Consider the following 21,414-nt stretch of genomic DNA (forward strand, 5'->3'; position numbering starts at 1 on the left):
CCTTCTCCGAAGAAATCGTACGCGTCGGAGGGGCAGCAGCCATAATAGCCTAGTGATACAGACAACTAGGGTAGGTTTGCGACCTTGACAGAAAGAATATTTGAGCTTGCACGAATCTCGTTCAGTGCCTCAGCAGGAAACTCCGTGTCGGACCCGATGATCAGGAGGGCATCACCTCCACGTTTTTCCAACGCACACTGCATACGAAGAATATTGATCGCCCGATCGCCGAGAACTTTTCCTACCATTCCAATGACCCCCGGACGGTCGACATTATGAATGAGCAGCATATGCCCTTCGGGGACCACCTCGACTTTGAATTGGTCGATCTCGGTAATGCGGGCTTCTTTTTTGTGGTACAGCGTACCGGCAACTTGGTGCGACGCTTTTCCAGCCTCGACTCGAACCCGAATCAAGCTGGTGAAGTCTCCTGCATCGGTACTCTTGATTTCCTTCACTTCGATGCCACGCTCTTTCGCCACGATCGGCGCATTGACGTAATTCACCGGGTGCTCCATGATCGGGTTGAGCAGGCCTTTCAACACAGCTATGGTCAACGATGCGACGGAGAGTGCGGCCACTTCACCGCTGTATTCCACCGTCACACGTTCGATGCCGCTATGCACCAACTGCGTTTGAAGAGAGCCCAATTTTTCAGCCAGGGTCAGGAATGGTTGTAGCCGCGGGAGAAGTTCCGGAGCGATTGAGGGGATATTGACGGCTCCTTTGGCTATTCCCTTTGTGAAGTAATCAACGACCTGCTCCGCGATCCCGATGGCGACATTCTCCTGAGCTTCTGTCGTCTGCGCCCCAATATGGGGGGTGCAAATAAAGTTATCCAATGCCAGGAGTGGATGGTCTAGTTTCACAGGCTCTTCTTCGAATACATCGAAGGCGGCGGCGGCCACTCGCTTGGTTTTCAACGCTTCGCATAAATCCTGCTCGTTGATGATCCCACCACGTGCGCAGTTGACGATGAGGACTCCGAGCTTCATCTTCGCGATGGCTTGCGCGTTAATGATGCCTCGCGTTTCGGGTGTGAGTGGTGTGTGAACGGAAATGATGTCCGCGCGACGAAGGACTTCGTCGAGCTCCAACATCGTGATCCCCATTCGCTCGGCTCGCTCAGGAGCTAAGTACGGATCAAAGGCCACAACGCTCATGCCGATCCCCTGTGCCATCTTGCTCAAATGACTGCCGATCTGTCCGGCACCAACGATGCCAAGCACTTTATTGTAGAGCTCGACACCCATGAATTTATCCTTCTCCCACTTGCCGGACTTCACCGAGGCTGTCGCCTGGGGAATGCGCCGACTCATGGCGCAGATCATCGACATGGTATGCTCAGCCGTCGTGACGGTATTGCCGCCCGGGGTATTCATCACGACGATGCCGCGACGCGTTGCCGCAGGCGTGTCGACATTATCGAGCCCGGATCCGGCCCGTCCGACTACCTTGAGCTTTTCAGCCGCAGCGAGCAGTTCTTCCGTCACTTTGGTGCCGGATCGCACGATCAATCCATCGGCATCCTTGATTTCTTTGAACAGCTCATCCTTCGGCATCTTGGACTTCACCACCACGGTGAATCCTGCTTTTTCCAGGGCTTCAACCCCGTGCTTCGATAAACTATCACTGATCAGTATTTTCATTCCTGCTACGGCCATGTCGCTCCTCACCATGGTTACTTTGCCATCAAGATTTCTTGCGCTTTTCCGACCCCACTACCTAGTGTGACGGGATGGCCAAGCCCTTTTAGGACCATCTCTGTTGCAGCCAAGGCGGCGATTACGTCGAACGTATCGGCATAGCCCATATGTGAGAGGCGGAAGATTTTTCCCTTCAAATGGTCCTGCCCGCCAGCGGCTGTCATGCCGTACTTCACGCGGAGATTCTTGTAGATGGCCTGGCCATCAATGCCGTCCGGAGCACACACTGCCGTGAGGGCATCGCTTGGAGATTCCTTTGGAAACAGCGCCATGCCGGCCGATTTTACACCTTCCCGCATCGCATGAGCCAATCGTCCTTGCCGAGCAAACATCTGTTCCAACCCTTCCGCCCGCATGATCTTGAGGGCTTCCTGAAGACCAATGATGAGTGAGACGGTTGGGGTAAACAACGTTTGATTCTTGACCTGATTCTCCCGCTCTTTCTTGAAGTTGAAGTAAAAGGCGGCATTCGTTGCTTTGTCGGCCAAGGCCCAGGCCTTGGGGCTCACACTCACAAACGCCATCCCTGGAGGTAACATCAAGGCCTTCTGAGAACCGGTGATGACGACATCCAGTCCCCATGCGTCTGTCTTAATATCAAAGACTCCGAGAGCTGTGATCGCATCGACGACCAAAATGGTGTTTGTGTACCCTTTGACAATTTCGCCCAAAGCCTTGACGTCATGCGACACTCCGGTTGACGTCTCACTTGCCTGTACATAGACAGCCTTGATTGAAGGATCCTTTTTCAGAGCATCGGCGATCTGTTGAGGGTCGACCGCACGCCCCCACTCGACCTTGATTTCCGTCGATTGGACGCCGAATGTTTTGCACAGCTTGCCCCACCGCTCACCGAATTTTCCGGCGTTCACATACAAGGCTTTATCACCGGGCGATAAAAAGTTCGACACAGAGCCTTCCATCCCGCCGGTGCCGGATGCAGCCAGCATCAGCACATCATTCTGTGTCTGAAACAGCCATTTCAGCCCCTCGCGCACCTCGGCAAAGATCGGGTCGAACTCGGGGGCGCGATGATGGATCATCGGACGAGCCATTGCCAGCAACACCTCCGGGGGGACGGGCGTCGGGCCAGGAGCCAAGAGATAGCGCTTCAGCATTGATCAATACCTCCTCACAAAATAACAATGTAAATTCGGTGGGATAGCTATCTGGAAAGCGCGTACGCTACCATTTGCTCTAGGAGCCTGTCAAGGAATCGAACAGCAGAATTGCATACACAACGTGGTGTTCTCTGAGCCTTGGTCGATGCCTTTATCAAGGCATCCATTTATGTTGAGATAAGCATTGAGAGTATCGATGAATCTACCTGTGAGCAGGACGACCAAGAACCAGACGTCCCTGTCGATTTCTTGACAAGTTTACGGGGGACCGATAGGCTCTTACTCATGTTGTCTCTCGGGAGGATCGATGTCACACGATGGCGCCGGACCATTGGGGTCACGGCGACGTGTATCGTCGGCTCTTTTCTTCTCGTGCTTCCCTGTCGAGGGTTGGCGCAAGACGCAGCTGCCGTGAACCAAGCTTCCCCCGCACCATCTTCTGCTTCTGCCGGTCAGGAAATGTTGTTTGAAGGGATCGATGCTGCTCAAGAAAGCGGCGATGACTTGGATCCTAATCTAATTCCCTTGGAACCTGAGCTGACCGAGTCACCTCCGGACCTTTCCTCCAGCGACAATTCCGTTGAGGCGCCTTCGTCTGATGCCGCGGTCAGCGCGGGATCGTCAGGGCCTCAGGAGACGCTCTACAACATTCCAGTGGTGATCGACCAATCGGTGCAGAGTCATATCCATTTTTTTAATACCTCCATTCGGGATCGGTTTGAACAATGGCTGACGCGGCTCAATCGCTACCGTCCGCTCGTCGAAAAGATCTTTGCGGAATTCAACATTCCGAGCGATCTCGTGCATTTGTCCCTGGTTGAAAGTGGGTTCAATCCGTACGCCTACTCACGGGCCAAAGCGACGGGTCCGTGGCAGTTCATGAAAGGGACCGGAAAACTATACGGGTTACGCATCGATCACTATGTTGACGAACGACGCGATCCTATTAAGTCGACGGTGGCGGCGGCTCGGTATCTCAGGGACTTATATGATATTTTTGGCGCCTGGCCTTTAGCAATGGCAGCCTATAATGCCGGGGAAGGAAAGGTGTTACGCGCACTTCACAAGGCCCAAGCCGAATCGTTTTCTGAGATCTCTCGGACGAAGTTGATCCGGCGGGAAACGAAGCAATATGTACCTCGTATTATGGCCGCCACGATCATTGCTCGAAATCCTGACCAATATGGGTTTACCCAAAACCCGGTTCCTCCCCACGAGTTTGAGGAAGTCGTCGTGACCCGCCCGTTGCATTTTCGAGCTGTCTCAAACGTGACCGGTATTCCGTACAGCGATCTCCGACTCTTGAATCCAGAACTTCGGCGAGACGCGACACCGCCGGACGAGATTGCCTACCACCTGAAGGTTCCCGTTGGGACGAGCTCGAAAGTGCTGGAATTACTTGAACGGGTTCCGACACACAAGTTTCCTCCTTTGGGAATGATGGCTGATCGAGAGATCTCACGTTCCAAGGTCAGCGCATCACATTGGTATCGCGTTCGGATGGGCGACACACTTCAGAAAATCTCACGAAAATTCGGAATTCCCATCAAGACTATCAAATCCCGCAATAACATTTCCGGTCCCAGCATTCGAGCTGGAGAGCTCCTGAATCTCGCCCGGTAGTAGCAGGCAGACCTCTGGACATATCCCTGCAGCCAGCTGTAGCTCGTCTAACGAAGTGCAGAGAGAAAGGCCATCAGCCGCGTTCTCGCATGGCGGGATGGCTCCCCTATGTTTCCTGTGGCTGTTCAGCGTCCTCTTCCCTCTCAATACCTGTGAATGTTGCAGGGGAGCAACGAAGAGTGCTGTGGCAGCCTGGTCGACTGACTAACTTAGGGTTTGGAAGGCTTGGAGGGGGCTGAGGCAGCCGGTGCAGCGGCGGCTGGGGTAGGTTCAGGGGTTTTCTTGGCTTCGATGACTTTCACGCGTACTGCCGCTTCACTCGTGAGTGGGGAGTTGGGGGATGTTTTCATAAGCTCTTGGTAATGCTTCAACGCTTCGTCGGGCTTTGACCGATTTTCTTCCAGCCGAGCGACTTCAAAGAGTGCATAGTCTCGGTTCATCGCACCCGGCATGTCGAGTATCGAGGAGTACGCTTTGGCTGCCTGGTCAAGATCTCCTTTGACAAGATACGCATACCCCAACTTTTGATAGACCAGTCCAAGGAGCGAGGTGTTGGATCCATAGGTGGAGGTAAATCGTTTGTACATGTCGATTGCCGATTCCACGTCATTCGATTGAAGATACGCATTTCCTAGGCTGAATTGGACAAGTGGGGCTGTTGGCGTACGTGGATACTCATCAAGGACCCGTTTATACAATGCAATCGCCTCCGCGAGGTTAGCGGCTGTTTTTTGCGGGTCATTGGATGGTCGCGTAAATAGACGAAGTGTCGCTTCTCGCTCAAGTTCTTGGGCCTTACTGGCGTTTTGTTCCTCGTACCAGAATATCCCCCAAAGGCCCATTCCCATCAGAAAAAGCAGCACAAATCCGACAACCAAGGACCATCGATAACTCCTGAGCCCGATGAGCCAGTGCTCCAGCCCACTCACGAGCTGTTCTTCACCAACTGGTAAGGTGCGAGGCGGAACTTTTATTCGGTACGTCATCTGGGCCCACTTACTCCTTTGCGAATCAGGACTGGCTTTCTGTCGTAGAACCGTTGTTTTATACTGAACGGTAGCGCACCTTGTCAATGCAATCGGAATGCAGGGGAAGGCCACATTACTCTGGTGGCCGACGCGTCGGAGAATCAATGTGCTGACCAATCACTTTCGAACGACACTGCAACAACTTACTGACCAATCAGTGCGGCGCTCGCTGTCGCCATTGGAGTCTGCCACAGGACCGATCGTGAGCCATGCCGGACGCACGGTGATTCTGCTTTCGTCCAACGACTATCTGGGCCTTGCCACTCATCCTGAGGTGGTGCAGGCCGCCATTGAGGCAACTGAACGATATGGGACAGGATCGGGGGCCTCGCGGTTGGTCAGTGGCACACTTCCTCCTCATACCTCCCTTGAGGCCGCACTGGCGAAGTTCAAAGGGACAGATGCGTCACTGGTGTTTGGGGCGGGGTACCTCGCCAACGTCGGCGTGATCCCAACTCTTATCGACCGTGGTGGTCTGATCATTGCCGACCGCTTGTGTCATGCCAGCCTGATTGATGGTTGTCGATTGAGTCGTGCTGACTTTAGGGTGTTTCGACATGGTGATTGTGCGCATCTCGAAACACTCTTGCGACGACGGGCCAGCCATCGGAGCACCCTTATCATCACGGAAGGCCTCTTCAGTATGGATGGTGACCTGGCACCGTTGTCAGACCTGGTTGAGCTTGCTGAACGATACGACGCGATGTTGTATGTAGACGATGCGCATGGAACTGGGATCATGGGAGCCACTGGTCGTGGCACGATCGAGCAGTTCGACCTGGAGGGGCGAATCCCCTTTCATATGGGAACCCTGAGCAAAGCGTTGGGCAGTTATGGGGCTTATGTTGTTGGATCCAATGACTGTGTGCAGTACCTTCTCAACGTGGCCCGGCCCTTTATTTTTACGACGGCTCTCCCCCCTGCCATAGCGGCGGCAGCCTCCGCTGCCATCACTGTCATTGAACAGGAACCAGAGCGGCGAGCCCGTCTTTGGGCGAACCGTCACTACCTATTCAATGGGCTCCAGAACCAAGGGTTTCGCCTGACACCAACTGTCAGCCCCATCCTTCCTGTTCTCATCGGCGATGCAGCCAAGGCCTCCGCGTTTGCCGATCGACTTCTTGCCCACGGCGTGTATGCCACAGCTATTCGGCCGCCCACTGTGCCGGACGATACGAGCAGGATCCGGTTCACCGTGACAGCGCAGCATACCACGGACCAGCTTGACGAAGCTCTGCAGGCCGTGAAGCTTGCCGGTCGTGAGACAGGCCTCCTCTAAGCTCTCCCAAGTTGATCGACGCCTTCCGGCTATTTTCTTGCTTTCAGGGGGTGCTGTGGCATGATGCATAGGGTATTCCCGTCCTCGCCATAACCCATTTACCAGGGGTCACACGGAATGGATATTTCCAAGTTGTTGACGTTCTCGGTCAAAGAAGGCGCGTCCGATTGTCATATCAGCGCGGGCGAACCTCCGATGATCCGTATTCACGGCGATCTCAAAAAACTCGATCACCCACCGCTGACCCCCGATGAAACACACGCGCTGATCTACGACATGATGAACGATGCTCAACGGAAGTCTTTCGAAGAAAAGCGAGAATGTGATTTTTCCTTCGAGCTTGGGGATATCGCGCGGTTCCGGGTCAACGTCTTTGTCCAGCAGCGAGGGCTCGGCGCTGTCTTCCGAAATATTCCGACGACGATTCTTCCGTTGGAGAAGCTCGGCATGCCGCCGATTCTGAGACAGCTGTGTGATAAGGAGAAAGGCCTGATTTTGGTGACCGGACCGACAGGATCCGGTAAGTCGACGACGCTCGCCGCGATGGTGGACTATCTCAACAATACATTTGAGGGCCATATCATTACGATTGAAGACCCAATCGAGTTTGTTCACAAATCTAAGAAGTGTCTGGTCAATCAGCGTGAATTAGGTGTACATACCCTCTCGTTTGCCAATGCCTTGAAGTCTGCGCTGCGTGAAGATCCCGATATCGTCCTGGTCGGCGAAATGCGGGACTTGGAGACCATCCAACTGGCGTTGACTGCGGCGGAAACCGGTCACTTGGTCTTTGGCACACTTCACACCTCAAGCGCGCCAAAGACGATCGACCGCATCATTGATGCCTTCCCACCGGCACAGCAGGCGCAGATCAGGACGCAGCTTTCTGAGGCCTTGGAAGCGGTGCTTACTCAAACTCTCCTGAAGAAGAAAACCGGAGGACGGGTCGCGGCTCTCGAAATCATGGTTGCGACGACTGCCGTACGGAACCTGATTCGTGAGGCCAAGTTGCATCAAATTCCAGGCATCATGCAGGCGAGTCAGAAAGACGGCATGCAAACGATGGACATGGCCTTGGTTGATCTTGCGACACGTGGAGTCGTGCACAAGGCGGAGGCGCAGTCACGCAGCATGAATCCGAATCTGTTTGGGGCGTCGGTGGCTGGAGCTGCGTAGACCCACAACAACGGCGGAGTGAGCGCATGGATGTTCGAAGTCTCTTGAAAGTCATGGTGGAGCGCGAAGCGTCAGACTTATATTTGACGATCGAGGCGCCACCGATTTATCGAATTCATGGAGCAACCGAACCGATGGAGGCGCCACCCTTTACGAGCGAACAGCTTGAAGCGCTGGCGTTGGCGCTCATGCGTGGGCAACAGCGGAGCGAATTTGAAGAAAAGATGGAGATGAATCTGGCGCTGTATTACAAGGAACTTGGCCGGTTCCGCGTCAACATCTTCAGACAGAGGGGTAATGTCGGGCTAGTATTTCGACACATCAAGGCGGAAATCCAGACGGTCGAGCAGCTCCAACTTCCTCCGATCATCAACGACATCGCGATGACCAAACGCGGCTTGGTGCTCGTTGTCGGTGCGACGGGGTCAGGAAAATCGACGACGCTGGCGGCGATGATCGACCACCGCAATGCCGTTCACCCGGGCCATATCATCACGGTTGAAGATCCTATTGAGTTTGTCCACCAGCATAAGAAATCACTCATCACGCAGCGTGAAGTCGGGTTTGATACCCTGACGTTCCAGAACGCGCTGAAAAATACGCTTCGCCAAGCGCCGGATGTCATTCTCATCGGCGAGGTTCGGGACACGGAGACAATGGAGGCTGCGATCACGTTTGCCGAGACCGGCCACCTGTGCATTGCAACACTGCACTCGAATAACGCCAATCAAGCGATTGAACGAATCATGAACTTTTTCCCGGTCGAACGTCATGCCCAGATCTATCTGCAACTCTCCTTGAATTTGCGGGCGGTGATTTCGCAACGACTGATTCCCTCGCTGGATGGGAAGCGTGTGCCGGCATTGGAAATCATGATGGACACACCACGCATCAAGGACTTGGTCAAAAAGGCGGAGATTGATACCTTGAAGGAAGCGATGGAGCAGGGAACAGACGAGGGATGCCAGACGTTCGACTATGTCTTGTTTCAACTGTACAAGGCGAACAAGATTTCGCTGGAGCAGGCTCTTATCAATGCCGATAGTGCGAATAACTTGCGCCTAAAGATCAAGTTGGAAGGGCTCAAAGGTGATGAGGCCGTAAACGCGCTGCTTGATAAGCAACCAGGGACGGGGCCAGGCTCGGATGCCTTCAAGATTCAAGGGGGACCCTCCGGAAACGTCACACCCTTCAGAAAACGATAAGATTCGTGCTCTCCTCTCACAGGTACTGCTTGACGATCCCGGATATCATTCAGTAACCCACATCCTGCTAGTTTTGGACAGTTTGCCGTTCAAGGTACGCCGCGATCTTTTCAAGGGCTAATGCGCTGAGTTTGGATCCATACCAGGTCGGCATGGTGTGTTCCGGGTACCCCTGTACCACAAATCGTTGAGGGTCCAACACGGATTCCACAATATACTCGTGTACGGTCTTGGCTTCCCCACGGTAGGTGGGATCCTTGAGTCGCTGTGTACCGGTGGTGCCGAGAATCAAGGGTGGTCCAACGTGGCCGTAGGCTCCGGGAATACCAGGGATCACATGGCAGACCGCGCAGCCGGCATGTGTAAACAGGTCAACGAAAGGTTCTTCCCCTGTCACTAACGGGACTTTGTCTGGTGTGAGTGGTGCTTCGATGGACGTGCTCGGTGTCACGCGTGGCGGCGGGTCTCGAAGGGCCCAGATCACAGATACGCAGACCAACCCGATTGCCGTCCATACGACAGCCGGTTTCGGTGACTGTGACCCTGGTTTTGACGTGGTGGATTCGGTTTGACTGAAAAACATTGTGGGAGGTCTGCGGAAGAAGATGACTCAACTACGCACTACAATTCCGTTCACCGAAGTCTATCGATGAAGAGAAAGTGATGTGCCCCGACGATCAGTATGCGTTTCGACCATCGGGACAAATGGGATCTGCTCGTTATTTCCCCTGAACCAGCTTGAGGAGCTGCTCCAATGGACCGGCCTCGATCTTTCCATTTGGAGTGAGCTTGTCGACCAAGTTTGGAAGCAGGTCGGACAATTGTGAGCTCGCATCTTGAGGGGACAGCCCGGCTCTACTTGCCAGTTGCTTCAGCAGATCGCCTCCTAGACCTTGCTCTATCTGCTGCGGCGATGCCGGCATGTTCTGCCCCGTACTCACCCACGAATTGACGATCTCGCCTAATCCGTTCTTCTGAAAGGCTTGAACCAGTCCAGCGAGTCCGCCGAGGTTGCTGTTGTTTCCCAGCAAACTGGTGACGGCTTGAAGCAGCGGGTTCTGCCCACTCTGTCCGCCAAGAAGACCACCGACGACTTGTCCCATTTGGTCCATCAACCCCATAATCAATACCTCCATGAGTTAATCGTGATGTGTGTGAATTCCATATCCATGGTTATGCCACGTACGTGATGTACCATAGGTGACGTGCAGAGTCCAAGTGGGAAGATGCGGATAAGGGGGCAAGATTTCAGGATCACATGGAGACCTCATAGGCTTTGGAATTTATGCGGTTTTGTTACGATGGAAAACGAATTGTTAGAAGGCCACCATGGGGTGACTCAGACTTTCTGTCAATCGGAGATCTTGCACGGACAAAACTTCTGGTATGATGACTCAACGGAGGTCAGGGATGGAAACGAACAGAACGAGTCTCAGCAGCCTCTTTGTAATTGGATTTGCAAGCATGATGGCGTTGACTATTCCGGCCTCTGCCGAAATGTATGTCGCTGGCTTTGGGGGAGTGAACTTTGCAGATCGCATCAATAGTATTGCCGGAACAGGCAGTCAGGCCGGAGTCCCCAACCTCAATCCTGCTCCTGACCCCGACTTTGATCTTCAAAGCTCGATTACCTATGGTGGCAAAGTCGGCTATTTCCCAGGTCATAGTTGGTATGGAATAGAGGGAGAAGTCTTCCATACGACGCCACATATCAAACAGCTGGACCTTGGGCCAGGGGTACAGGACCCAGGGATCCATATGAGGGTGACCACTGTTGGTGTCAATTTTATTGCCCGATATCCAGGACGCACATTTCAACCATATATCGGGGCTGGTGTTGGCGCAGCCATTGCTCGCATTGGGGATACTCCGACCGTGCGAAGTGATTCGGATGTAGCGACTGCGTGGAATGTGTTGGCTGGTTTGCGGGTATTCATCGCAGCCAAAATCGCTATTTTCGGAGAGTATAAGTACACTGGTGCGACCCTTAAGTTCGATCAGGCCTTTGGTTCCGATGGTGGGTTTTCAGGCAACTATAGAGCGCAACACATCCTCGGCGGGCTGTCGTATCACTTCTAGGAGAGGAGCTCGATCATGTGGCGCATGACTATCCTCGGTTCCCTGGTTGGTGGAGCCCTTATGCTATCGGCCTGCGCAGAGTCCATCCATCAGGTACAACGCGACTCAGAGCTGCTCGGAGTTCCTCTTGGATTGGAGCAGGAGATCGATTCCACGGTGAGATTTACAGACTTGAAAGCCGCTCCTAGTGAATATATCGGGAAAACGGTTATGATCGGAGGGACCGTCATTCGTGCGAAACGGACCGAGGCTGAAACAGAAGTGGAGGTCTTGCAACTTCCGACAGAGAAGGATGGCCCTCTTTCGGATGATCGTCTTCGATCCGAAGGTCGATTCCTCGCGGTTCGATCAGCTTTTCTTGATCCGGCCAGCCTCCCACAGGGCACACCTATTACAGTGATCGGTACGGTCAGGGGGGAGACGACACGACCGCTGGATGAAAGCGACTATACCTATCCTATTCTTGAGGTCAAACATATTATCGACTGGAACAGTATCGCCGCCCAGAGACGAAGGGATCGAAGCCCATATTATGGTGCTTACTACCCACCTTACGGGTATAGCGGGTTCTACCCCTACGGTGGATTCTGGGGGCCCTATGGCGGCTACTGGGGAGGGCGTGGATTCTATGGCCGTCCGTATTTTGGTGGTGGCGGTGGGTTTTCATCATCTCCGGCACCTCCCCCACCAGCACACGTGCATCCACGAATGAGGGGACGGTAGTCATGTTCCGTGCCGGCATCTCCTACGAGCGAATGGTCGATGGTCGAAGGTTGAATCTGTGAGAAAAGAAGAGCCCTATTCCCAATACCTGATCTCTCGCCGTGAAGCCTTGGCATGGGTGGGAACGACCAGTGTCATCTTAACGATGACGGGAATGCGAGGCCCGGCCCATGCCGGTCCTGGCACGTCTCCCCATCTCTGCATCGTCCGTCCTGATCAGACCGAAGGTCCGTATTTCATCGATGAACGACTGCACCGGTCAGATATTCGCACTGATCCAACTGATAACCGAGTTGCACCAGGGACGCCGTTAGCCCTCACCTTCCACGTCATGCGTCTCAAGGCGGGAGCTTGTCAGCCTCTACCAGATGCTCAAGTCGACATCTGGCACTGTGATGCGCGAGGTATCTATTCTGATGTCCAAGACCCAGGATTTGATACAACCGGACAAAAGTTTTTGCGCGGATATCAACTGACCGATGCCCAAGGGGCTGCACGATTCCAAACGATTTATCCAGGCTGGTATCCCATACGAACCGTGCATGTTCATTTCAAGATCCGCACTGCGGCGGTTGTCAGAAGAAGATATGAGTTCACGTCACAAGTGTACTTTCCCGATGACCTGACAGACCAAGTCCACCAAGCATTTCCCTACTCACCGAATGGACGTCGTCGTGTACGCAATCACCATGATTTCATCTTTCGAGACGGCGGCGATCGCTTGATGTTGCAGCCATCGGAAACGAACAATGGCTATACCGCAACCTTCCCGATCGCGCTGCTCCTGTCCTGACGCCTGTCCTTGAGGTTTTACGTATTGACGCTCTGATGCGGATCCCGCTAGGCTCCATTCATTCACACAGGCTCTGCTCTAGGAGGACATGCATATGAGACTGCTCCGTAATGCCGGTCTATTGACGTGTGCCATACTTGTTCCGTTCGTTGTGACTGCCGCGCCACCTCCAGACGTGAAAGTCGATTACTCGGCCGACAGTACGATGGAGACTGAAGGCGGCATGACGATGAAATCCCGCATCTACCACACGGTGAACAAGGATCGGATGGAAATGGGCGGATCAGACGGCATGACATCGATCATTCGAAAAGACAAGAAGGTCGTGTGGCAACTGATGGGGAATATGTATATGGAAATGCCGATGGACGCCTCCAACGCCTCCGGCATGGATGCGTTTGACATCGTCGAGCAGGCTGAAGTAGGCCAGGAAACCATCAACGGAGTGAAGACCACCAAGTCCAAGATCGTTGCGGTCAAGAAAGATGGCTCGGGGAAATTCGGCGGATTTTTCTGGACCACAAAGGAAGGCATCACCGTGAAGATGGATATGTTGTCCAAAGAAGGCGATAAGAAGATGCGTATGACCAGTGAGCTCTCCAATCTGAAGATTGAAAAGCAAGACCCTGCACTCTTCGAAATACCGCCAGGCTTCACCAAGAACGACATGGGTGCCGTGATGGGGATGGGCGGCATGCCCGATATGGAGGAAATGAAAAAAGGTGCGCGGCAACGCCAACCAAGCGGCAGAGTGCCTCGTGAGAGCCAAGCTGGCGAGAGCTTGGGTGAGCAAATTCCCGACGTCAATAAGATGATGAAGGGTCTCTTCGGCAAGTAATGGGGGATGACATCGATGCGTCTGACAAAAGCAACTGGCTATTCCTTGATGCTCATTACTTTTATGGCTCCCACCGTCTACGCGGATGACCCTTGTCTGGGCGACGAAGAAAAGAAAGCCGCATTAACCCGATCGGCTGCTCTGCAAAAAGCCGAACAAACCGGCCAGTCTGCCGCTCTCTTTGTTGTGTATATGCAGATCATTGCCGACGACTGTATGGACCGGTATGACAAGAATGCGGTCGTAAGAGCCAAGGCTAACATCTCAAAGCTTGGACGAGATCTGGCTAAAGCTGCCGAAACAAAAGGTGCGCTGTACTCTGGCGATCCGGTACGAGCTGATGGCCAGACCACGGCCTTCCAGTTCTACGAAGCCATCGGCGACCATCAGGAAGCCAACCGTGTTCTGCTCAAAGCCGTTCATGCCAAACCAGAAGATCTGCGCCTGTTCGAGACGGCCTGGAATATTGATAACGGCCGGTACGGACCGGTCGATCCAACCACCGGATCAAGACAACCCCATAGTTCCCCGCCAGCGTTCCGGCAAGAACTCGCAAAGGTGGCATCCGCTAATGCTGATCGTCTGATGAAGGCTGAGGAGAAGGATGCACAAGGCCTAACCGGCAATATTGGTGAACTGGGCAAAGCCAGCATGCAATCCATCGAGAAACTTAGGAGTGCGGCTCTTTGGATGAAGTACCTTCCCGGTGGCGATAGACCTGCAAAGGACCGTGCTGAGCAACGTGGTGATACCATCATGAAACGCCCCGATCCAACTTTTACGCAGGGCCAAGCCATGATGTATTACGAGTTCTCCGGCTCTCCCAAAGCGAAAGACATGGCCACGCAAATCAAAAAGAAAAGTGAGGAGTCTCAGCGGGCCATGGAGAAGGCCGGCGAGAGCATGAAGGGCATGTTCAGCCAGAAGGGCGAGGCCGAACAGAAGCATTTCGACAAAAAGAAAGCCGACCTCGAAAAAGAACTGGGATTCTAGCCCTCTATTCTTAATGCTCCGTTTGATTCGTGCAGGACCGCGTCCAGAGCGGATTCTCTCTCGCTTGACTCCCGCCCATTTACGAGCGAAGCTGAAAGACATCATGGAGGGGTGTATGAAACCGGGGTAACCGTCATTGCTATTCCTCCATTCAGGAGCCGCGTCCGGACGCCCTCGACGGCCTTATGCTGCGAGGGCGTCGTTGTCTCTTTACCTTACACATAGGAGGTTATGCCATGAAAACCTCGACCAGGCTTTTACTTGTGATGGCCGTTGTGCCATTGACGATATCGCTCGCGTTCGCCAATCCGGCCATGTTACCCAAACATTCCGGCTATCCGATGGACAAGGCTGTTGATCCCGTGACAGGCCAATCACTGGCAAACGATCCGGGCCGGGCCAATGCGGGAAACAAAGAGGCCCTTTCCAATGCGGCGATCTTCGACGATGCCCGTTCGAGACAGAATTTACCATTCAACCAAAACGACGAGCGTCTCTTGGAGAAACCCGGAGCCGGTCTGCTTCCCAAAGTACAAGGTCCGAATATTACAATTGAACCACCGGTCAAAGAAGGGACAAAGATAAGTGCCGCACCGGAATGAGGAAGGTTACTCAGCGCTGACGGCAAGATATTCTCTGGCCCACGAAAAGCCAGGGTCATTGTCCGACGGCATGTGTGCACCGTCCATGCCCGGCACCAAGGGCCTGTCGCGATTCCCAATCGTTTGAATCAGCAGTTTGCCGTCTGGGCCAAGAATCGTGTCTGGGCGGACGCCTGGTGGACGGCCTAGCAGCGGCAGCACACGAATAAGAGGAAGAACAGCGTCGTCGGACCTGTTGTTAACTGTCAGGCAACGTTTCTTCGGAGCGGCTGGACGGAATCTGCCTGACCATGAGTCTTTGAGCCATAGGGGGCGGATGGGACTTCTGATTTCGCAGGAGCAGAGTCGGGATGCGCCGGAGTAATGTCTGTCTTGGAAAAGACGATGGCGGTCTGTGTCTCTTCGGGTTGTTTGATCTCTGCTTTGATGGTGCTCGTATGTCGTGTGATCAGTTGCTCGACAGCCGTGGCAAGCAAGAGGAAGCTCTTGGCGGCAAGGGATGTGGGCGTCGCCTCGATCACGGGCAGGAACTTTCGGACGGCTTGAGGTACGGCCGGATCGTCTGGAATTTCTCCTAGTAACATCAGGTCTCCACCGACGTATTGATGGAGGATCCTCCGAAGGTAGAGGACGTTGACCTGGGAGCTGTTGGTGGCACGATTGATGATCAGTCCTGGCTGAAATGATTGCAATACGGCGGCGGCTGTATCACGCCCTTCCAGGTCGGTGGCACCAGCAACATCCATGACTTCTTCCACGCTGCTGAAGTCTCGGTTAGAGAGCACTTCCGACATCGGGCTGCGCGCGAGAACGCAGGCTAAGACACGGCGGATCGCCGCCAACTTAATGAATCGGTAGAGGTCTAATACCGATGTTGGTTCGGGAGATGCGACAGCCAAATGGATGTCGCCCATCAAAAAAAAGTCGAGTGCGTGGTAGCTGGTGCCGGCTCCGATGTCGATCACCACGACATCTGCAGTGAGTTCCCGGAACTGTTTCATCAGCCGCTTCTTGCGGGCATAGGCCATATTGGCTGTTGCCAAGGTCTCACCTGTTCCTGGAATCAGGCGAAGGTTGGGATGCAGCGTGATGGGAATGGCAACGTCCTCCAGGCGAGGTACTCGTTTGTTCAAAAAATCCGTCAAGGTGAGCGGTGGAGTCAATTCTCCGAACATGATGTGAGCATCGGCCCCGCCCACGTCCAGGTCAGCCAGAATGACCTGTCGCCCGTTTTTCGCAAGCGCCAACGCAAGGTTGGCTGACACCACACTCTTTCCGACGCCGCCTTTGCCGGATGCCACTGAAATTAGAGTCGCCATGCTGTCAACCGTTTCGTGCCTGAGAAAGTGATCGAGATTGTCGATCCGGGGTACGTATGATGACGTCATTGTAGCGGCTACTGATCAAAAGAAAAGGAAAATGAGGGAATTTGTTGCCTTTCAGTCGATGGAGGAATCAGAATAATCTCGCTCATCCCGGTCCTCTGTGGTCCTCGGATGGCGGATACTGTGGTATTCTACTCAACGGGGCCAGTTGAGTCGTAGACCGACGGTTCCATATGTGATCATGCGAAAAGCCAAGATCATCTGTACCATTGGGCCAGCGAGTGCATCACCAGCGATCGTCGATCGCCTGATCACCTGTGGGATGAACGTGGCGCGGTTGAATTTCTCGCATGGGACCTATGAGTGGCATGCCGCAGCGATCACCACGATCCGTCAGGCCGCTGCTAAGCAGAGAGTGGCTGTGGCCATCATTCAGGATCTGCAAGGACCAAGAATTCGGGTGGGTCTTGTGCCACCAGCAGGGATTCACGTCACAGTCGGTCAATCGGTTCGTCTCCGTGCATCGCGATCTGAATTGGAAGCCCAATCCACTGTCCCCTCCTCTTCGACAGAAATTCCTATCTCGTACCCGCATCTGGCGCGTGACCTGCGTGTTGGTGCACGGATTCTGATCAATGACGGGTTGATTGAGCTGGTTGCCGAACACATCAAGGATGACATCGTCGACTGTTCCGTCCTCATCGGAGGTACCATTACCTCACACAAAGGGATTAATCTCCCTGACACGGTGGTCAGTGCACCCACGCTGACCGAAAAAGATCGGCAGGACATTCAGTTTGGTGCCGAACAGGGTGTCGATTATCTCGCGCTCTCGTTTGTCCGGGGACCGCAGGATATTGAGACAGCGCGAACCGTACTGAAGGCATGCGGAACCGGCATTCCGCTCATCGCGAAGATCGAACGGGCCGAGGCCGTCGCGGTCCTGAATGATATCTTGGATTGTGCGAACGGTGTGATGATTGCACGCGGTGATCTGGGCGTGGAGATGGGGCCGGAAGCGGTGCCGATTTTACAGAAACGCATTATCGTCGAGGCCAATCGTCGGCGTCGGTTGGTGATTACTGCCACGCAGATGTTAGAGTCGATGACGCAGGCCACCAGGCCGACGAGAGCAGAAGCCTCGGATGTCGCCAATGCCGTCTTTGACGGCAGTGATGCCGTGATGCTTTCAGCGGAAACAGCCGTTGGAGCTTATCCGGTTGAGGCAGTTCAGGTCATGGATCGTCTGATTCGCGCCGCGGAAGGCACGACCGAACCTGGTGTGACCATTAAGACAGATCTTGGCAGGGACAATCTGTCATTGGCGGAGGCGATCTCGGTCGCTGCCGCTTTCGCAGCCCGATCAGTCCACGCGAAGGCCATCGTGGCCTTCACAGAAAGCGGCACCACCGCACGGTTGATCTCCAAACACCGACCAACCTCCCCTCTCCTGGCCTTCACGCCGTCCGAAACGATTCGACGGCAGATGGCGCTGTATTGGGGCGTGCGCCCCTTCCCCATGGCTCGAGGAGGACCACCAGAAGCCTGGATCGCAGAGGCGGGACAACGACTTATGGCCGAGCATCTCTGCTCACCTGGAGATATCGTTGCCGTGGTGTCTGGAACCATGGCGGGCCAAGTCGGCGGCACGAACATGCTGAAGCTGCATGAAATCGGCTCTCTCACGTCTGACCGTGACAAGCCTTCCACCACATCGCAGTCGTCATAACCAACCTACATCATTTTCCGCAGTACCAGACTTGATTCGACCATCCGAAGAAGCTAGGGTGAGTCCAGTTTTCGGTGGATGATGCAGGATAAGAAGCACGCGCACCAACTATCAAGCGCCTGCTTCTCTCTGATGGCGCCCATAGATCCTGCATCCGGTCGACATGGTCTATGATGCTGTTCTCCACCCAGTCCATTATGACCATTTTAATTCATTGGGAATAACAGCCCATGCTCATGTGTCGCTTGAGATTTTGTTTGGCGATCATCGTCCTGATGCAATGTGATGGTCCTGTCTATGCCGAATGGGTGGCCCTTAAGGAGCAATATCAGTTCCACCCGCTGCAGACGGTGTACATTGATCTTGATACCATTCACCGAGATGGTGAGATGGTCACAATCTCATCCCTGATCGAGTGGAAGGCGATGCAGGGTGGACGAACCCCGACCCGTTTTTACTCCACGAAATTTACCAAGCAATTCGATTGTGCGGGAAATCAAGTACGGACACTCACGGCTACGGACTATTACGGCCACATGGGGACCGGTGAGGTCATCGGCGGTGGTGGCCATACCGGAGAAAGCCAATGGGTGGCAATTGAGCCGGGAACGATCAATCAAGGCTTATGGGAGGCCGCTTGCGGGAAGCGCAGATAAACAGTTTTACCAAATCAAAGCCGCGGTAAGATGATAAACCCTTCGCGGCGCCCGGCCTCGCGCAATCGTTGGTCAAGACACACCAACTCTCCGTGGAACGGCTCACCTTGGCCCCGAACCAACGCCGCAGCCAATTGGAGGGAATCAGTAGCTCGTAACGGATGAAGACGTAAGGCACGCGCCGCCTGCTCTCGAACAGCCTCACTTGGCTCCACTTCCGTCCAACTAGACATGAGAGCTCGCAGAATAGATCGTGCTTGACCTTCTTCGTCGATAGTGAGAGCCTCCTTTCTCCTCAACCTGGCTAGAGCCAAAAGACACTCAATAGGGGAGGCCCACCAGGCGACGATTGATTGATCTGCTTGAATCAGCTTTTGAGTGATGGAGTTTCTCGTTCCTGAAGGCACAGAGGGATAAGAGCGGACGCGTCCCAAACTTCATCGCCCTTCGGCCCGACCTGCCAGAAGCGCCTTAAGCCCTAGCCTGGTCCGATTCTTAGGTCTCGGCAGTCTCCAGAATCCTGCCGGCAATTTGCCGGTTCCTAGACGGACCTTGCCCCAACGAGATATGTTCGAAACGGGCAGAAGAAGCCGCCAAAGCCCGGGAACCATCGACGGCTCGTCTGCCAATTGCGAGACAGACGTCAAGACCGAAGGTGGGTGTCCGCACATCCCCGATGTGAGTTGGTTGCCGTTCACTGATGGAATGATCCATTTCGTCGGACGAGATCGGCGCATCCTCTTTCCCCTCAAATCACGAAGTCGCCTCGCCCGATGGTGAAGATGCTGCACGGACAATACGTTCAGGAAAGAGCACGGTGTGACGTGAAACCGCGACTAGGACGTTGTCTGCCAGCCTGTTGCGAAGTTGCTGTAGCAGCGAATCGGCCGGACTGGCGACATCCTGGAGCGTGAAGGTCCAGATTCCCATGTGGCCAAGCAAGGAGGCCCCCCCTGTCACGAAGATCCAGGTTTATCAAGGCGGTGTAGTCGTAAGTGATGATCACGTCCATCAGCGAGTCGAAATCCAAAGTGTTCGCGGCCTGCGGTAGCTCAAGAAACCAAGTCGTATCCACGCCCGTGCCTCCAAACGGATTGAGTGGCTCCGATTGGATGTCCACCTCAAATACACCAGTTGCAGCAGTGGGTGAGGTGAAAGCCACGGGTTGTGGGTCTTGCCGGATCACCGTGGGAGGATAGCCAGGATGGGGGTCACACAACGAGACAAACCACCATTCGACAGCGTTGCGCGGATACCCACGGATAGCGGAATCAGTGACGCTACTAAGATCCGCACTCGTTTGATCAGCCTGAGACAGTGGCCCGGAAAGCCTTCGTCAAACGACTGCATTGGTGTCGAGAAGACCAGGATTCCCCGAGTTGGATGTACTGGTAGGAAAGAAGAGGTATGGCGAAGGTCTAGAAACTGTCTTAATTGGAAACAGGAATGAGGGAGACCTCTCCGCTGGAGCAGGACCTTCCGAGAGGCTACGTAGATTGAAACTGCACGGCGAGTTCGCCTGGCTTGAACACGCCTCGTTCGGTGATGATCCCTGTGATAAGTTCGGCTGGTGTGACATCAAAGGCGGGATTGTAGACTGCCACATCTTTGGGAGCGACGGGATGGCTGCCGTGGATGGTTGTGACTTCAAGAGAGTTTCGCTGTTCGATTGGAATATCGTCTCCGGTTTTTGTTTTCAGATCGATAGTCGAATAGGGAGCTGCGACATAGAAGGGAATGTTGTGCGCCTTGGCTAGGACTGCCACGGAGTACGTGCCGATTTTGTTCGCCACATCCCCGTTGGCGGCAATGCGATCTGCTCCGACGACGCAGAGTTGAATTTTCCCCTGCTTCATAAGTGACCCGGCCATATTGTCTGTGATCAACGTAACGGGAATCTGGTCTTGCATCAGTTCCCAAGCTGTGAGGCGAGCGCCTTGAAGGACAGGACGAGTTTCATCTGCAATCACCTTGATCTTCTTCCCCTGCTCCCATGCCGCCCGAATGACGCCAAGCGCCGTTCCATACCCAGCCGTAGCGAGTGATCCCGCGTTACAGTGCGTGAGAATCGTCTGACCGTCTTGGATCAGCCCTGCTCCATGGCGTCCCATGGTTTTGCACAGCGTAATATCTTCTTCCAGTATCGCTTGAGATTCTTCGACGAGCCTCTGTTTGATCGCTGAGACCGGTTGCCCTTGCGACGACTCCAGTTTCCGTCTCATCCGCTCAATCGCCCAGAAGAGATTGACGGCGGTCGGCCTGGTTGCGGACAGCTCATCGCAGATCTTGAGGACCGCTTGGGTAAAAGTTACGTGGTCGGTTGCCTGGACGGTCTGTGCGCCTAAGGCCACGCCCATTGCCGCAGTCACCCCAATCGCCGGGGCTCCACGAACTTTCAAGGTACGGATGGCATCGGCTACCGATTGATAATCACGGCAGTCGATGAACTCAACCATCTCAGGAAGCCGACTTTGGTCTAGGAGACGTACGGCACCGTTTTTCCATTCAACCGTTGGAACCATGATGTGATCTTGTAAC

The 21,414-nt window shown here is 54.2% G+C and carries 23 protein-coding genes; 12 read left to right on the forward strand and 11 right to left on the reverse strand.

All coding sequences use genetic code 11. The features are described 5' to 3' along the window. Positions 1–65: 65 nt before the first annotated feature. Both serA and ACYX34_RS04880 read right to left on the reverse strand, forming a co-directional pair. Positions 66–1,664 (reverse strand): phosphoglycerate dehydrogenase, encoded by a 1,599-nt coding sequence (serA, locus tag ACYX34_RS04875; protein ID WP_462075431.1) that lies wholly within the window; start codon positions 1,662–1,664, stop codon positions 66–68. A 17-nt stretch (positions 1,665–1,681) separates the two neighbouring features. Continuing rightward, positions 1,682–2,824 (reverse strand): pyridoxal-phosphate-dependent aminotransferase family protein, encoded by a 1,143-nt coding sequence (locus tag ACYX34_RS04880; protein ID WP_462075432.1) that lies wholly within the window; start codon positions 2,822–2,824, stop codon positions 1,682–1,684. Positions 2,825–3,112: 288 nt separating this feature from the next. Here ACYX34_RS04880 and ACYX34_RS04885 point away from each other — a divergent pair, with 288 nt between their 5' ends. Next, a complete protein-coding gene (locus ACYX34_RS04885; RefSeq protein ID WP_462075433.1) occupies positions 3,113–4,450 on the forward strand; it encodes a lytic transglycosylase domain-containing protein in 1,338 nt (445 codons plus the stop codon). Between the two features lie 209 nt (positions 4,451–4,659). Here ACYX34_RS04885 and ACYX34_RS04890 read toward each other — a convergent pair whose 3' ends face one another. Beyond that, positions 4,660–5,436 carry a tetratricopeptide repeat protein gene (locus ACYX34_RS04890; protein ID WP_462075434.1) on the reverse strand — a complete coding sequence of 259 codons (777 nt, stop codon included), beginning with the start codon at positions 5,434–5,436 and terminating at the stop codon, positions 4,660–4,662. A 97-nt stretch (positions 5,437–5,533) separates the two neighbouring features. Here ACYX34_RS04890 and bioF point away from each other — a divergent pair, with 97 nt between their 5' ends. From bioF to ACYX34_RS04905, 3 genes are all read left to right on the forward strand, one after another. Next, positions 5,534–6,757, forward strand: a complete 1,224-nt coding sequence (bioF, locus tag ACYX34_RS04895; protein WP_462075435.1) for an 8-amino-7-oxononanoate synthase — start codon at positions 5,534–5,536, stop codon at positions 6,755–6,757. A 117-nt stretch (positions 6,758–6,874) separates the two neighbouring features. After that, positions 6,875–7,933, forward strand: a complete 1,059-nt coding sequence (locus ACYX34_RS04900) for a type IV pilus twitching motility protein PilT (RefSeq protein WP_413936976.1) — start codon at positions 6,875–6,877, stop codon at positions 7,931–7,933. Between the two features lie 26 nt (positions 7,934–7,959). Continuing rightward, the gene (locus tag ACYX34_RS04905) at positions 7,960–9,138 is read left to right on the forward strand and encodes a PilT/PilU family type 4a pilus ATPase (protein ID WP_462075436.1); all 1,179 of its coding nucleotides are present in this window, start codon (positions 7,960–7,962) and stop codon (positions 9,136–9,138) included. A gap of 67 nt (positions 9,139–9,205) precedes the next feature. On the opposite strand, the gene ACYX34_RS04910 is transcribed toward ACYX34_RS04905, so the two are convergent. Then, complete coding sequence (locus ACYX34_RS04910; protein WP_462075437.1) at positions 9,206–9,721, reverse strand: hypothetical protein; 516 nt, start codon at positions 9,719–9,721, stop codon at positions 9,206–9,208. 136 nt (positions 9,722–9,857) lie between these two features. After that, the gene (locus ACYX34_RS04915; protein WP_462075438.1) at positions 9,858–10,274 is read right to left on the reverse strand and encodes a YidB family protein; all 417 of its coding nucleotides are present in this window, start codon (positions 10,272–10,274) and stop codon (positions 9,858–9,860) included. Between the two features lie 274 nt (positions 10,275–10,548). Between ACYX34_RS04915 and ACYX34_RS04920 the strand changes: the two genes are divergently transcribed. From ACYX34_RS04920 to ACYX34_RS04945, 6 genes are all read left to right on the forward strand, one after another. Then, entirely contained in the window at positions 10,549–11,217 is a 669-nt protein-coding gene (locus ACYX34_RS04920) for an outer membrane protein (RefSeq protein WP_462075439.1), read from the forward strand. 15 nt (positions 11,218–11,232) lie between these two features. Beyond that, a complete protein-coding gene (locus ACYX34_RS04925; RefSeq protein ID WP_462075440.1) occupies positions 11,233–11,940 on the forward strand; it encodes a Slp family lipoprotein in 708 nt (235 codons plus the stop codon). Between the two features lie 58 nt (positions 11,941–11,998). After that, positions 11,999–12,733, forward strand: coding sequence for an intradiol ring-cleavage dioxygenase (locus ACYX34_RS04930; RefSeq protein WP_462075441.1), 735 nt, complete (start codon positions 11,999–12,001; stop codon positions 12,731–12,733). A 94-nt stretch (positions 12,734–12,827) separates the two neighbouring features. After that, positions 12,828–13,571, forward strand: a complete 744-nt coding sequence (locus tag ACYX34_RS04935) for a hypothetical protein (protein ID WP_462075442.1) — start codon at positions 12,828–12,830, stop codon at positions 13,569–13,571. Between the two features lie 15 nt (positions 13,572–13,586). After that, entirely contained in the window at positions 13,587–14,564 is a 978-nt protein-coding gene (locus tag ACYX34_RS04940) for a hypothetical protein (protein WP_462075443.1), read from the forward strand. A gap of 236 nt (positions 14,565–14,800) precedes the next feature. Then, on the forward strand, positions 14,801–15,166 hold the full coding sequence (locus ACYX34_RS04945) for a hypothetical protein (protein ID WP_462075444.1): 366 nt from the start codon (positions 14,801–14,803) through the stop codon (positions 15,164–15,166). Positions 15,167–15,172: 6 nt separating this feature from the next. Here ACYX34_RS04945 and ACYX34_RS04950 read toward each other — a convergent pair whose 3' ends face one another. Both ACYX34_RS04950 and ACYX34_RS04955 read right to left on the reverse strand, forming a co-directional pair. Continuing rightward, the gene (locus ACYX34_RS04950) at positions 15,173–15,367 is read right to left on the reverse strand and encodes a hypothetical protein (protein WP_462075445.1); all 195 of its coding nucleotides are present in this window, start codon (positions 15,365–15,367) and stop codon (positions 15,173–15,175) included. Between the two features lie 44 nt (positions 15,368–15,411). After that, complete coding sequence (locus tag ACYX34_RS04955; RefSeq protein WP_462075446.1) at positions 15,412–16,485, reverse strand: nucleotide-binding protein; 1,074 nt, start codon at positions 16,483–16,485, stop codon at positions 15,412–15,414. Between the two features lie 247 nt (positions 16,486–16,732). Here ACYX34_RS04955 and pyk point away from each other — a divergent pair, with 247 nt between their 5' ends. Continuing rightward, positions 16,733–18,220, forward strand: coding sequence for a pyruvate kinase (gene pyk / locus ACYX34_RS04960; protein ID WP_462075447.1), 1,488 nt, complete (start codon positions 16,733–16,735; stop codon positions 18,218–18,220). A 230-nt stretch (positions 18,221–18,450) separates the two neighbouring features. Continuing rightward, a complete protein-coding gene (locus ACYX34_RS04965) occupies positions 18,451–18,876 on the forward strand; it encodes a surface-adhesin E family protein (RefSeq protein WP_462075448.1) in 426 nt (141 codons plus the stop codon). A 14-nt stretch (positions 18,877–18,890) separates the two neighbouring features. On the opposite strand, the gene ACYX34_RS04970 is transcribed toward ACYX34_RS04965, so the two are convergent. The 4 genes from ACYX34_RS04970 to mtnA form a co-directional block, all read right to left on the reverse strand. Continuing rightward, a complete protein-coding gene (locus tag ACYX34_RS04970; protein WP_462075449.1) occupies positions 18,891–19,109 on the reverse strand; it encodes a PIN domain-containing protein in 219 nt (72 codons plus the stop codon). 204 nt (positions 19,110–19,313) lie between these two features. After that, entirely contained in the window at positions 19,314–19,613 is a 300-nt protein-coding gene (locus tag ACYX34_RS04975) for a hypothetical protein (RefSeq protein WP_462075450.1), read from the reverse strand. A 65-nt stretch (positions 19,614–19,678) separates the two neighbouring features. Further along, positions 19,679–20,062, reverse strand: coding sequence for a Tc toxin subunit A-related protein (locus ACYX34_RS04980; protein ID WP_462075489.1), 384 nt, complete (start codon positions 20,060–20,062; stop codon positions 19,679–19,681). Positions 20,063–20,363: 301 nt separating this feature from the next. Then, positions 20,364–21,401: an S-methyl-5-thioribose-1-phosphate isomerase gene (mtnA, locus tag ACYX34_RS04985; protein WP_462075490.1), complete on the reverse strand. Its 1,038-nt coding sequence runs from the start codon at positions 21,399–21,401 to the stop codon at positions 20,364–20,366. Positions 21,402–21,414 lie beyond the last annotated feature (13 nt).

Source organism: Nitrospira sp. CMX1, from assembly GCF_054902215.1.